We start from the raw sequence: 13,166 nt of genomic DNA on the forward strand, positions 1-13,166 counted from the left end.
CAGGCCTTGCGTCTGCCCAGCCCAGAACGGGTAAAATAAGGTAGGGACAGGCCTTGTGTCTGTCCCCAAAGAGGCAGACGCAAGGCCTGCCCCTACGGCGGCGGCGGCGGTGGCGACAATAACGGTGGTTGATGATAAAGAATATTTTGTTTTTAAAAATTATTAAAAAAGTATAATATATACCCTGATAAACACAATAATATCCACATAAATGGCAAAAAATAACCCACTCTGTGAAAGTTTTACCTCGACATACATGAAGAAAGCCTGCTAAATGCGGTGGCATAGATGTTTTACTTTTAAGAGCACGAGATACAAAATCTCAATTATCACAACCATTTTTTTAAATTAAAAGCTCTTAGTAAAAATGGAAAACAATCAAAACCGCGACAATCAGAACCAGAGTTCTGAGCAGCGCAACAATCCTCAGCAACAAGGCCAACCACAACGCCAAGACAGTGGCAAGCAGCAAGAACAAAGGCAGCAAGGTAACCAAGGACAGCAAGAACAACGCCACCAAGGAAACCAAGGCCAAAATCAGCCCAATCAAGAACAATGGAGAGAAAGCGAGGGCGACCGCGAGCTGCGTGAGGAAAACGAACGCAATCAAAATCCCCCATCTTACACGGGGCGCTAATTTATTAGCGAAATATAGAATAGGGGTGACTTTACGGAGTCACCCCTATTCTTATTTTAATGACTCATTCACCTTAAGGATTAACCCTAAAAACCCGATAAGCTACGTACGTTTGCCCATACATATCAGTGGTTTTGACTGTAATGCGATGTATGCCGGTGGATAATTTTGAGGGTAATTTTCCCGCCCAGATGTGGGTCGAAATGCTAGGTTTGTCCATCGTCCAGCCAAATACTTTGTCAAGTTTAGTACCCTTCACTTCAGCCTCTAGATAAGGACTGAGTTCGTGCATGGCTTGATTTGCAGGGTCGCGGGTGGGGGTGAGTTGTAGGGGTGTCCAAGTGGGTTGCTGGTCTATTTGAAATTCGACTTTTGAACGAGCTGACCCCGCAAATACATTTACCAATATCGATAGGGTGTCGGATGCTGCTTGTGAGATTTCATCAGGCCAGTAAATGTTCATTTGATAGTCGGCAGGGCGACGAGCGGCTTTGAATTGAACGGAATATTTATTACCGTCAAAAGTAACTATAGAATAGCCGTTGGGAGCACCGTCGTTCATAGTAGCGTGCGGAATCCCTACTTCATCTTTGAGGCCGCACCACCAACTTCCACTGATGGTAGTATTGACAAAATGATGGTGCGGTACGGCGCCTTTCCAACCGTATTTTTCATCCACAAACAATTGAATCATAGTATGCGTATGGCCCGACACCGAAAAAGCATAAGGGCGTTTTTGGATGATGTCGAAAAGGACGGTACGATTGTCACAAATCACCACAGGAATATGCATCATCAATACCACAAGCTTGTTGTCAGGTACTAGAGAAAGGTAGTTTTTGACAAATGCGAGTTGTTCGTCCGTAAAATGACCTTTGTATTTGCCATCTGGGCTAAAATATACATTTTTCAATCCAATAAAAACTACTTCTCCTTCTTCGAACGCGTAGCTACTGGGACCATAAAAACGCTCGAAAGTTTCGTCACTATATAGATTGTCAGTGGCACCCCGGTTGAAATCATGGTTGCCGAAAATATTGTACCACGGAATGCCGATTTGTGCGATGCTTTGATTGATTTCGGCAAACAAATTTGGGTCGTCGGCCACAATATCCCCCAAAGAAATTCCAAATCGTGCATTCGTCCCGATACACTCTTCCACTACATCGCGGGTCACATAATTGACTTCGGTGAGGCCGCGCGTTTGGGTGTCACTAAATAGCAATACCGAAAACTTTTTCTCGGGTTTGTGGGCCCATAAGGGGAAATCAATCGACGTAGGTAAGCCACCCGTAGGTGCTACTCCGATACTTTTGGTAGTAGGAGAGCCGTCGGGTTTATGTAAGTAATAATGTTGAGGCAGCTTATCGACATTGAGCGGAACGCTGTAGTCAGCAGGTTTGATTACAAAAAATCCTGCGTCATTGCTACTAGGTAGCGACCATTTTCCCGATTTATCTGTTTTGACTACTTCTTTGCCGTTGGATACGCACACATTCGCAATGCCTGGTTCGCCTTTGTCTCTTTGTTTGTTTTTGTTGAGGTCGTGAAAAACTACCCCCGTAGCGATTTGTTGAGCAAAACCATTGATGGTCGCAGCCAACAAAATCGAACAAATAATGTGTTTCATACTAATTGAGAAATTTACGTTTGAGAGTCCGTTTTTTATTTCTTCATTAACCAAATTTCGGTCACTTGAGAGCCACGCTCACCTTCGCCACAATTCCAGACAAAAGTCACTTTTCCGTCGGCGGTGGCTTTTTGGGGAACTTCAAATTCAAAAATAGGTTGTTCGCCCGTTTGCAAAAAATCATGAACCACCGAACCGTCGTCGGTCGTGAGTTTCATGCGCGATTGGAAACGACCTGTATAAGAAATTTTAATTTTGTACGCAGCACGAGGGTCAAGCTCATCATAGGCGATTTTAAGAGGTAAGTTGTAGAGTGTTTTTACTTGTTTCATCCATACCCGAGGAGTCACTTGGCCTTTGAATCCTGTCGCTTTGATTTCATCTACCCATTCTTCTCCTGCCAAACCTACCCCAAAACTTACGCGTGGAGAAAGCAAACTGCCGGGGTCTTTTTCCCAACTTACGTCAGATACCACTCGATGCCAGCTTTCGGGTGAGCCAAAATGGTCGTAAAAACCACCTGCGCCTGGGTCGGTACGATGCAGTATTTCTTGTATTTTTTGTAATTGTTCTGAAGGGGATTTTAGCTTTTCGAGCTGGGCAATTTGATCTAAAAGCCAAGGGGAGTCATTGAGCGGAATATCAATGTTATCTATAAAATTGCCTCGTCCACTCACCGCACCGTGTTTCTCAACCGTAAGTTGTGCGCCTATACTTTTAAAAAGAGAATCCGCAAGGTCAAAACATTTTTGGCGGTAATTTGGCCAAATAGGACTAGTCCACGCTTTTTGGAGAGTTGATTTGGCTTCTTGCAAAGAGGCCGAAATATTGGTCGCAGATGCCATACGTAGTGCGTCGCGGGCTTGTTGCTCAAGTTCATTTTCATAGAGCAGACGGCGGCGGGTATAAGCATCATAGTAAGCGCGGATTTGCCCCATCTGAAAACGAGGATTTTGAAGGAGGGACAGAGGGGCGCTTTTTTCTATAGTTTGCCACTGCGTCAAAGTACGATAAATACCTTCGTTGGTAACCAATGGTCCTTTGAGGTTATTTTCAAGGGCAACAATGCCCTGTGCAATGGATTCTTGATAATTAGGGCCGAAAAATAGCCGAGCATAATCCCGTAAAGTCTCAATGACGGGTGTGTCGGGGTTCCAATCTTGGTCGCTCCATACAAACTTATTCACATCGTCGTTGGTACCTTCGGAGTAGCTGATACTGCCGTTTCCGTACTGGTCGAGGGCATTATGAATGATTTTTTCATCGTGCGGACGCGGATTGATGCTTTCTCGCCCGAGCGTCATCGAATACGCCAAATCCCAATAAGGAATGGGGTATTGAGCGGTATAATTGTGGGTAATGTCAGGATAGTGGCGAATCGGAATCGAAGGCTTCGCCAAACGGCGAATCTCATGTACGGGGATTTTGACCCACGGGCCAAAAACCACGCCGCCAAACCACGGATAAGATTTGTTGACATGCGCAAAAAAAGCATCAAACCATTTTTGGGTAGGTCTAAAAACCTGCGGCGAGACCCAAATTTTGGCTTTGGGATGGTATTTGTGCAAGACAGTCGCCACTTTTGTTAACCACGCAAACAAGACGTCTGGCTCTAGTTCGCCAGGGTCTCCGCCTGGTACAAAAACGTGGTCGAGGCGAGATACGGCACCAAATACCTCATGGCGTTCTTGCAATTCTTTTTGGATAGAGTCTGGATGAGTGTAGTTGAGTCCCATGTTTGGATACCACATCCATACATCAAGTCCATATTCTTTACAGATGCGTGCTTGTTCGGTGATCATCTGAAGGGAAGGCATGACCATGTGGCGGCTTGTGGGGTCGTCGTCGGTGCGGGGTGGTACAATCTCAATACTATTGGCTCCAAAAAGAGCTAACTCACGGATATATTGGTCAAACTGCGCCACCGTAAAAGCATCATAAGCATTGGTTTTGGGGCGGTAGCCGAGCTGATGCCCTCTAATACTATAACGAGGACTAGTAGCGATGGATACATCCGTCGGTAGCATAAGCTGTTGAGGGGTCATTTCTAGTTTGCGTAACAACCGACCTACTCCGTACAAAACCCCTCGTGCATCTTTACCTACAATCAAAACCGTTTTTTTATCCTTAATAACTACCAATTTAAAACCCTCTGCGCTGATAGTAGGCAATTGACGAATAGCTGCTTTGTAAATTTCAGGAAAAGCTGATAAATCACTTTCGAGGGCAATACCTATGCAGGCGTGTTCGTGAGAAGGAAGTGTGGAAGTAACTGACAAGTCTAGGTAGCTTCTTTTTTTGACTTCTTGCTGTAGTATTTCGATACTTCTTTTAGTGATTTCTTTGTTGCGAATGGGACAAAAAATCTGAGCAGACGACAAATCAAGCTTGTTGGCGTAGCTACTGAGGCTGCATATAAAAAGAAAACAGACTGCCAGATACAGTTTGGTCATTATTAGTAAAGGTTTGGGTTCGGAATAGTGACTTACGCTGTCGAATTTTATTTAAACTTTAGCGTTCGTGCTCTGATTTCAGGAACATCGTAGGCCGCCTTGTCTTGTGGATAGCCTACTTCTTTTGGTGAAGGGCCTACCCATGAGGTTTTTTTGCCCGATATAGTAATCGTGCCTGCGGGTGAAATCTCCACTACCGTATAAAGAGGGTCTTTGTAAGGTGCTGTATATTTAATCCATTTAAAATTTTTATCGACTTCGTCGCTGTACCTTACATGTCCGTATTCTTCGCCTAGCCATTTGTAAGACATAGAGTTGATGCATACATACCAGATGCCATTGACCGCTTCAGCGCGGTCATAATGGATGTGCCCATAAAAATTGGCGATAACTTTCGTTTTTTTGTTTTGGGCATTATGTGCTTCCAAAATTTCTCTTACTTCTTCGGCATTATCGATGCCATCTTTACCAAGACCTTGGTGCGAAAAAATCACAATAGGACCTTTGGCTTTGGTGAGTTCGTCTTTGAGCCATGCTATCTGTGGCGGATTCATGTGTTCTTGATAGCCTTTTACATCAGGCGATTTTTTATCATTTCCGTCTAAGACAATGAAATAGAAACCATTTTTTTCGAACGAATAATAAGAGGAAGGCATATTGCGGCGCGCTAGGGCTTGTTGTAAGTTGTAGCCACCGTCCATTTCGTGATTGCCAATAACGTGATATTTAGGGCCAGGGTAAGTATCCCAGATGTCGAAAGCGTAAGCATATTTGGGGGCTACAGTATTAAAATCGCCGAGTTCGATGATAAAATCTGGCTTGGCCGTTTTCATACTATCCATAAAAGCCGTAAGCCGCTCTTTGCCATCGTGCATAGTAGCGATATGAAGGTCGGTAAACATACCGATTTTTACCTTCTTTATTTTTTGAGCTATGCTTTGGTGGTTTACACTCAAAAAACATACAAAAAAAGCCAAAATACATTTGTTGATAAGGCTCAGATTACGGCGCATGGAGAAGAAATTTGGGGGAGTGTTCATAAAAAAGTTTTTATAAGTTGTGAGATCGACGGGCTTTTACTCAAACAGAGAAAAATGCGAATGCAACTTATAAAATGTTTACTAATATTGAACAGTTGTTTATATTATAGTTTTATGAAAATCTTTCTTTTGTATAAAATATAAATAGGAATGAAGTTGATCCCTACAAAAAACAAGGCATACATCAGACTAGCCAAGTTGGGGGTTATTCCGATGTTTATCAGAGCATTGACGGCGTGTTCGTTGAGGGAGTGGGTTCCAAATTTGAGCCGATAAAACAATAACGACAATATATCACCTAATACATAAGCCGCGATGGCGTTGGCTCCAAAGATGATTCCAAACTGAGTCCCGCGCGTTTTGCCCAAAATATCAATCAAAAAGTAAAGCGCACCTAGCAGTAGCGAAGCAAAACCTGACGTAACGAGTACAAACGAGCTTGTCCAGAGGTTTTCGTTTACCGGAAATCCCAAGCCCCAGAAATAACCTGCCGCCGCAGAGAATACGCCCGCCGTCATGAGGTAATTTACCTTTTCGTTGGCAGAAAAATGACTTTGTAACAAGCGGCCAGCGAGCATACCCGTAATCCCCGACGCAATCGACGGAAAAGTACTTAAAATACTTTCGGGGTCCCATGTGCCTTGCCACATTTTACCGGGCAGCCATTGGCTATCCACCCACGCCACGATGTTGACGCCAGGTTCGAGCATGACTTTCCCCACACCCGGGGTAGGAATGAGCGTGAGCGCGAGCCAATATCCCACCAAAATAATCGCACAAATCCATGCTTGCTGTTTCCAATCGGTATTCAAAAACAAAATAGCGCAGCCCAAAAACACAAAAGCGATGCGATGTAGCGTACCAGTCCAGCGAATTTCGTCGAAATTAAAATCGGGCATGAGGTTTAGAAACATTCCTACTGCAAATATTTTGAGAGACCGAATCACGATTTTTTTGTATAACTCACCTTTTGGACTTCCGTCTGCTTTTCGTTTTTGGTAGGCAAATGAGATAGAAGCTCCTACCACAAACAAAAAAATAGGCGCTACCAAATCCGTAAAAGAGAGTCCATTCCACTTCGTATGGCGTAATGTAAAAAAAACGTGCTCTTCACTACCCGGAAAATTGACCATGAGCATCGCCGCAATGGTAAATCCACGTAGTGCATCTAGCGAGATGAGTCGATTGGGTTGGGGAATCATTCTGAAAGAAAAGATTAGGTAAATGTTAAAAATAACCTCAAAAGCAGTGGTATTTTTAATACGGTGCCAAGTATTATAAAGGCTATCTAACACTTCAAATTATGCGCAATATTTTATTCGTCGTCTGTATCTCTGTGACTTTGTGGATGTTGCATGCTTGTAAGAGTACCGAAAGTGGTGCTTATGACCAAGCCTCTAAAATTGCGGTTTCTTGGGAATTGGTCAGCAATTTTTCAGGGCCGACTGACGGATTTGAAGCAAAATTTTATTTGAAAAACAATAGTAACCTAACATTGGAAGAAACGGGTTGGGCATTGTTTTTTAATATGTCTCCTCGGCCTTTGGTGGCATATCCTACGGCACAGCCTGCAAGTTTGGAGCATATCAATGGCGATTGGTACAAAATGACGCCCAACAAAGGTTTCCGTTTGGCACCGGGCGATTCGATTGCGGTAGCGTATCAGGGTACCGAAGGGATTATCAAAGAAACCGACGCGCCTTTGGGATTGTATTTTGTATTTTATGATAAAGAAGGAAAAGAAAGCCAAATTGTACAAATAGACCAGTGTAGTGTAGTGCCTTTTGCGCGGCGCGACCAACTACTACGCGGAACGAAAGACCAAGATTCAATTCAGACAAATTCATTTCGCTACGCTGAAAATTTGAAGGTTAGTCTTCTACCAACGGAGCAGCTTTTGCCGGTGATTCCTACGCCTGTCAAAACGACCAAAGGAACGGGCGCATTTAGTCTTACCAATACTACGGCGATTCATTATGAAAAAGGACTAGAAAACGAAGCGAATTTGCTAGCCCAACGCCTAAAAGAACTCACGGGGCAGGCCTTGACAACGAAAAATGCTGCTGCCGCTGCTAATACTATTTCATTGCAAACTGGAAAAATCGCCGTCAATGGCAAAGAGAAAGAAGCTTATCATCTCAGCATTGACGACAAAGGTGTCTCTATTACGGGCAGTGATGCGGCAGGCGTTTTTTATGCAACACAGAGCCTGATTTCGATGATTCCTATCGGTGTTTTACAGCAAAGAAATGCCCCTATTTCTTTGCCTGCTCTCAAAATTGAGGATGCGCCACGCTTTCAGTTTCGGAGTATGCACCTAGACGTTAGTCGCAATTTTCAAACCAAAGAGACTATTCTCCGTACCCTTGATATCCTTTCTTTTTATAAGGTTAATCACTTTTTGTTTTATACGACTGAAGATGAAGGCTGGCGTTTGGAGATAGAATCATTGCCTGAGCTTACCAAAGTAGGCGCGCAACGCGAGCATACTTCGAGTTATAAAACGTCGGTGTTACATCCTGCTTATGGCTCTGGACCAATCGCTTATGACAAAGAAAAGCATGGAAGTGGGTATTATACCAAAGCGGATTTTATCGAAATCTTAAAATATGCCCATGCGCGTCATATCAAAGTGATTCCAGAAGTGAATTTTCCAGGACATGCACGGGCCGCTATCAAGGCGATGGAGGCGCGCTATGAGCGCTTGATGAAAGAAGGCAAAGAAAAAGAAGCCAATGAATATCGCTTAGCCGACCCCGACGATAAGTCGGTGTATCTATCGGCACAAGCTTATAAAGACAATGTGGTAGATGTGACGCAAGAATCGGTATATCGCTTTTACGAAAAAGTAATGGACGATATGGCCAAGATGTACAAAGAAGCGGGCTTGACAATGGACGTAATTCATGCCGGAGGAGATGAAGTAGCCGAAGGCGCTTGGATGAAATCGCCTCGTGCCATTGAAATGATGAAAAAAGACCCTTCACTCAAAAATGCGAGTCATTTTCAGGCTTATTTTTTCAGAAAACTATTGCCAAGGTTACAAAAACGTAACCTTACGGTACACGGTTGGGAAGAAGTAGCACTTACCAAAACCCCCGATGGTAAATACAAAGCCAATCCAGAGTTTGTAGGGCAAAACGTAATCCCGTATATCTGGAACAACGTCTTTGACCCCGATTTAGGCTATCGATTGGCCAATGCGGGCTATCCGGTGGTGTTGTGTAATGTTACTAATTTTTACTTTGACTTGGCTTACAACAACGACCCTAAAGAGCCGGGGCTTTATTGGGCGGGTTTTGTGGATGCTCGCGACAATTACACCTTTGCTCCTTATGATATGTTTAAGACCACTTATACCAATTCTATGGGTAAGCCTATGGTCTTTACCAATGTGGAAAGGCTCAAACCAGAAGCACGTAAAAACATCATTGGGATTGAAGCGCAGCTATGGAGCGAAACGGTCAAAGGGCGCGATATGATGGAGTACTATACCTTGCCTAAGCTGATGGGGTTTGCCGAAAGTGCGTGGGCCGCAGAGAGAGCTTGGGAAAATATCGCCGAGCGCAATGCCCGTGAAAAAGCCATCCAAACAAGTTGGAATATTTTTGCTAATACACTTGCTCAGAAAGAATTACCCCGATTGAGTTATCTCAATGGCGGTTATAATTACCGCATTCCGCTACCGGGGACTATCATCGACAATGGCGCGGTGATAGCCAATGTAGCTTATCCAGGTCTTATTATTAGATATACAACCGACGGCTCAGAGCCAACAGCTCAATCGCCTGTTTATCAAAGTCCAATTAAAGCAAAAGGGCTCGTAAAACTGCGGTGTTTTGATGCTGCTGGTAAAGGAAGTCGTACGGTGATGGTTAATTTATAAACATATACATTAGAATGAAAATTGGGGTAGATTTAGGGGGCACCAAAATGAAAGCCGGAATCGAGTACAACGGTTCTATCATTCAGCAACATTCTACGTTGTTGCGGGAGAAGCACTCCCTATCAGCTACATTGAATCAGTTGATTGAACTCATTAAGCCATTTGCAAGTTCGGCCACGAGTATTGGGATTGGAGTACCATCGGTAGTGGATATCGAACGGGGCATTGTCTATAATGTAGCTAATATTCCGTCGTGGGAAAAGGTCGAATTAAGGGAAATTCTGGAAGAAGAATTTAATATACCCGTTTTTGTCAACAACGACGTAAATTGCTTCATTTTAGGAGAACATCGCTACGGCGTGGCCCAAAACTTCAATTCGGTAGTGGGTATGACTATCGGGACAGGGCTAGGCTCGGGCATTATCATTGACAATCAGCTTTATGCTGGCAACAATTGTGGCGCAGGGGAGATAGGAATGCTTCCTTATCGTGACCATAATTTTGAGTATTATGCTTGTAGCAATTTCTTCGATGCGGTGCATGGCATGAGTGCGCTAGATGCCAATCAGGCAGCGCTTCAGGGAGATAAAAAAGCCCTTAGTTTATGGGCTGAGTTTGGAGTTCATCTAGGATTTGCTATCAAAGCTGTGATGTATGTCTATGACCCTGAGGCGATTGTGCTAGGTGGGTCTATCGCCAAAGCTTTTCCTTTTTTTGAAGCTGGAATGTATGAAGCATTAAATGATTTTGCGTTTCCAGAGTCTATCAAACGCATCAAAATCTTTCAGTCGCAAGATGATAACATCGCTTTGCTAGGAGCGGCGGCATTGGTACCACAAGAGTTTCAGACAGTAAGTGTATCTTTGAAACACTAAAAACAGACTTTCCAAGATTAAACTAAGCAAACAGTCAAAATCTTGGAAAGTATTCTGTTTGCTTACCCTAAAAGTAAAAGATATAACGTATAGACTTTTAATTAGGAAAAGCCATAAGTTATATCCACCCTAGACACCTGTATTTTCAACCTTATTCTTCATGAAAAGCAACACTTTCATCGTCATTCTTATTTTTATCATATTCTTCGTTATTTCATTTCTTAGCAATATCCTGGGGCCTATCATCCCCGATATCGTCGATAGTTTTGATTTAAGTATTGGATTGGCAGGTTTTTTACCTTTTGCTTTTTTTGTGGCATATGGCGTAGCTTCTATCCCTTCAGGGATTTTGGTTGAAAAATACCGCGAGAAGAAAGTGCTATTTTGGGCGTTTTTGTTGGCTTTTGCAGGGGCTTTGCTTTTTGCCTTGATTCCTACTTTTACGGTAGCATTGGTGTCCTTGTTTATCATTGGGATTGGGATGGCTATGCTGCAAGTGGTCATCAACCCGCTCTTGAGAGTGGCGGGAGGAGAGGCCAATTTTGCCTTTAATTCGGTCATGGCGCAGTTGTTTTTTGGAGGAGCCTCTTTTTTGAGTCCTATGTTATATAGTTATTTGGTGCTCAATGTACACTCTTCTTCTGCTCCTAATGCGCTGATTTCGACCCTCAATGGTATTGTACCCACTGATTTAAAGTGGGTTTCGCTTTATTGGGTTTTTGCGGTAGTGGCTTTGCTAATGGTAGTGATTGTGTGGCTAGTAAAGTTTCCAGAAGTCGAACTAAAAGAAGATGAGAAAATTGATACCGACAATGCCTTCAAAGACTTGCTCAAAAACCGCTATGTATTCCTGTTTTTCATTGGTATTTTTTGCTACGTAGGTACGGAGCAAGGCATTGCCAACTGGACTTCTAAATTTTTACAGACCTATCACAACATCGACCCTGCCACAGAAGGAGCTTCGGTGATTTCTTATTTTTGGGGATTGCTCACAATCGGCTGCGTTTTGGGATTGATTTTGCTCAAAATCTTTGATAGCCGTCGCGTATTGATACTATTTACTGTGGGGGCGATTGTGTCGGTATTGGCAGGGCTGTTTGGCCCAGTGGAAGTAGCTTTATATGCGTTTCCGCTGAGTGGTTTTTGTGCTTCGGTCATGTGGTCGATTATCGTTTCATTGGCCCTCAATTCGGTTCCATATCATCACGGAACTTTCTCTGGTATTCTTTGCAGTGGTATTGCGGGCGGAGCCATAGTGCCTTTGATTATTGGCGGTTTGGCGGAGTTGGTAGGATTGCGTTTGGCAATGCTCTTTTTGATGGTTACTTTAGGATATATTTTAAGCATTGGCTTATGGGCTAAGCCGCTCGTTACCAATGCCACTATCAAAAATTGGAAAGAGTTGTTTGCGTAGCAAATAATATTTTCTTTAAAAATACCTCCCGCTGTATGTACAAGATTATACTTCTCATCGACTTTGCCGAAGAATACAGCAAGGGCTTGCTGAAGGGAATTTCGAAGTACTCCAAAGAGCATGGCCCGTGGATTTTTTGTCGGATGCCGCTTTTTCAGCGCGAAACTATCGGGATAGATGGTATACTTGAATGGGCGCTGGAATGGGAGGCCGATGGTATCATTGGGCAGCTTTACAACGACCCCAAAATATCCAAAATCGTGGAAGCCGGAATTCCCGTAATTGCCCAAGATTTTAAGGAGCGGTTCAAAGAAATTCCTAACATTACCGGCGACCACGTGGAAGCAGGGCGAATGGGAGCGGAGTATTTTTTGCGAAAAGGTTTTAAAAATTTTGCTTTTTACGGCTTTCGCGACATTGTTTGGTCGCGTGAGCGCGCTGAAGGTTTTGAAGAACGGGTCAAAAAAGCGGGTTATCAGGTACATTACTTTGAGCACATTATGGCACGTTCGAGCGAGCTTTGGTATTATAAGCCGAGCCCGCTGAGTCAATGGCTCAAATCATTGCCGAAGCCGATTGCGCTCATGACTTGCGATGACAACCAAGGACAACATATCACGGAAGCTTGCCGCCAATCGAATATTCGGATTCCTGAGCAAGTAGCGGTACTAGGAGTGGACAACGATGAAATGATTTGCGAGTTTTCGGATCCGCCTTTGTCAAGTATTGGGCAAGATACCGAAAAAGGAGGCTATGATGCCGCCAAACTTCTGCACCATATGATTGAGCATGGGACGTCAGAGTTCTATGATATTTATGTAAAACCTACGCAAGTCATTACGCGCCAATCGACCGATATCTACGCTACCAACGACCATTACATCGCGTCTTCTTTGAAGTTTATTCACCAAAACATTGATAAAAATCTTCAAGTTGAAGATGTCGTAAAACAAGTGCCTTTGTCGCGACGAGCTTTGGAGCAGCGTTTTCAGTTGATTACGGGCTATCCTATTTATAAATATATTTTTAACCTCCGTATTGAGAAATTTACCCAAAAACTCCTCGAAACCGACATGACTGTTTTTGAGATTGCACTTGATATGGGCTTAACTGACAGCAAAAATATTGCAAGGCAGTTTCGGCAAATTAAAGGTTGTACGCCTATCGAATATCGCAACCGATATTTGGCGGGGAAGTAAGCGCAAACTATCGTGTACTGTGCCTATCTTTG

General features: G+C 43.5%; 9 protein-coding genes. 5 read left to right on the top strand and 4 right to left on the bottom strand.

The features are described from left to right. Nucleotides 1-367 precede the first annotated feature (367 nt). The gene (locus G563_RS0128320; protein WP_028668300.1) at nucleotides 368-637 is read left to right on the top strand and encodes a hypothetical protein; all 270 of its coding nucleotides are present in this window, start codon (nucleotides 368-370) and stop codon (nucleotides 635-637) included. Between the two features lie 73 nt (nucleotides 638-710). On the opposite strand, the gene G563_RS0128325 is transcribed toward G563_RS0128320, so the two are convergent. The 4 genes from G563_RS0128325 to G563_RS0128340 form a co-directional block, all read right to left on the bottom strand. After that, entirely contained in the window at nucleotides 711-2,267 is a 1,557-nt protein-coding gene (locus G563_RS0128325; RefSeq protein ID WP_028668301.1) for a calcineurin-like phosphoesterase C-terminal domain-containing protein, read from the bottom strand. 35 nt (nucleotides 2,268-2,302) lie between these two features. After that, nucleotides 2,303-4,720: an alpha-glucuronidase family glycosyl hydrolase gene (locus G563_RS0128330; protein ID WP_028668302.1), complete on the bottom strand. Its 2,418-nt coding sequence runs from the start codon at nucleotides 4,718-4,720 to the stop codon at nucleotides 2,303-2,305. A 47-nt stretch (nucleotides 4,721-4,767) separates the two neighbouring features. Beyond that, on the bottom strand, nucleotides 4,768-5,760 hold the full coding sequence (locus tag G563_RS0128335; RefSeq protein WP_229598580.1) for a metallophosphoesterase family protein: 993 nt from the start codon (nucleotides 5,758-5,760) through the stop codon (nucleotides 4,768-4,770). Nucleotides 5,761-5,864: 104 nt separating this feature from the next. Then, on the bottom strand, nucleotides 5,865-6,962 hold the full coding sequence (locus G563_RS0128340) for an acyltransferase family protein (RefSeq protein ID WP_028668304.1): 1,098 nt from the start codon (nucleotides 6,960-6,962) through the stop codon (nucleotides 5,865-5,867). Nucleotides 6,963-7,063: 101 nt separating this feature from the next. Here G563_RS0128340 and G563_RS0128345 point away from each other — a divergent pair, with 101 nt between their 5' ends. The 4 genes from G563_RS0128345 to G563_RS0128360 all read left to right on the top strand — a co-directional run bounded on the left by G563_RS0128345 (nucleotide 7,064) and on the right by G563_RS0128360 (nucleotide 13,134). Next, a complete protein-coding gene (locus G563_RS0128345; RefSeq protein WP_028668305.1) occupies nucleotides 7,064-9,646 on the top strand; it encodes a family 20 glycosylhydrolase in 2,583 nt (860 codons plus the stop codon). 14 nt (nucleotides 9,647-9,660) lie between these two features. Further along, entirely contained in the window at nucleotides 9,661-10,521 is an 861-nt protein-coding gene (locus G563_RS0128350) for an ROK family protein (protein WP_028668306.1), read from the top strand. Between the two features lie 160 nt (nucleotides 10,522-10,681). Further along, nucleotides 10,682-11,935: a sugar MFS transporter gene (locus G563_RS0128355; protein ID WP_028668307.1), complete on the top strand. Its 1,254-nt coding sequence runs from the start codon at nucleotides 10,682-10,684 to the stop codon at nucleotides 11,933-11,935. 35 nt (nucleotides 11,936-11,970) lie between these two features. Beyond that, nucleotides 11,971-13,134 carry an AraC family transcriptional regulator gene (locus tag G563_RS0128360; RefSeq protein WP_028668308.1) on the top strand — a complete coding sequence of 388 codons (1,164 nt, stop codon included), beginning with the start codon at nucleotides 11,971-11,973 and terminating at the stop codon, nucleotides 13,132-13,134. The last annotated feature ends 32 nt before the right edge of the window (nucleotides 13,135-13,166 follow it).

Source organism: Runella zeae DSM 19591 (genome assembly GCF_000423565.1).
GTDB classification, from domain to species: domain Bacteria; phylum Bacteroidota; class Bacteroidia; order Cytophagales; family Spirosomataceae; genus Runella; species Runella zeae.

Coding starts and splice junctions, on each gene's coding strand:
- G563_RS0128320 (WP_028668300.1), top strand. CDS start 368: ATGGAAAACAATCAAAACCGCGACAATCAGAACCAGAGTTCTGAGCAG.
- G563_RS0128325 (WP_028668301.1), bottom strand. CDS start 2,267: ATGAAACACATTATTTGTTCGATTTTGTTGGCTGCGACCATCAATGGT.
- G563_RS0128330 (WP_028668302.1), bottom strand. CDS start 4,720: ATGACCAAACTGTATCTGGCAGTCTGTTTTCTTTTTATATGCAGCCTC.
- G563_RS0128335 (WP_229598580.1), bottom strand. CDS start 5,760: ATGAACACTCCCCCAAATTTCTTCTCCATGCGCCGTAATCTGAGCCTT.
- G563_RS0128340 (WP_028668304.1), bottom strand. CDS start 6,962: ATGATTCCCCAACCCAATCGACTCATCTCGCTAGATGCACTACGTGGA.
- G563_RS0128345 (WP_028668305.1), top strand. CDS start 7,064: ATGCGCAATATTTTATTCGTCGTCTGTATCTCTGTGACTTTGTGGATG.
- G563_RS0128350 (WP_028668306.1), top strand. CDS start 9,661: ATGAAAATTGGGGTAGATTTAGGGGGCACCAAAATGAAAGCCGGAATC.
- G563_RS0128355 (WP_028668307.1), top strand. CDS start 10,682: ATGAAAAGCAACACTTTCATCGTCATTCTTATTTTTATCATATTCTTC.
- G563_RS0128360 (WP_028668308.1), top strand. CDS start 11,971: ATGTACAAGATTATACTTCTCATCGACTTTGCCGAAGAATACAGCAAG.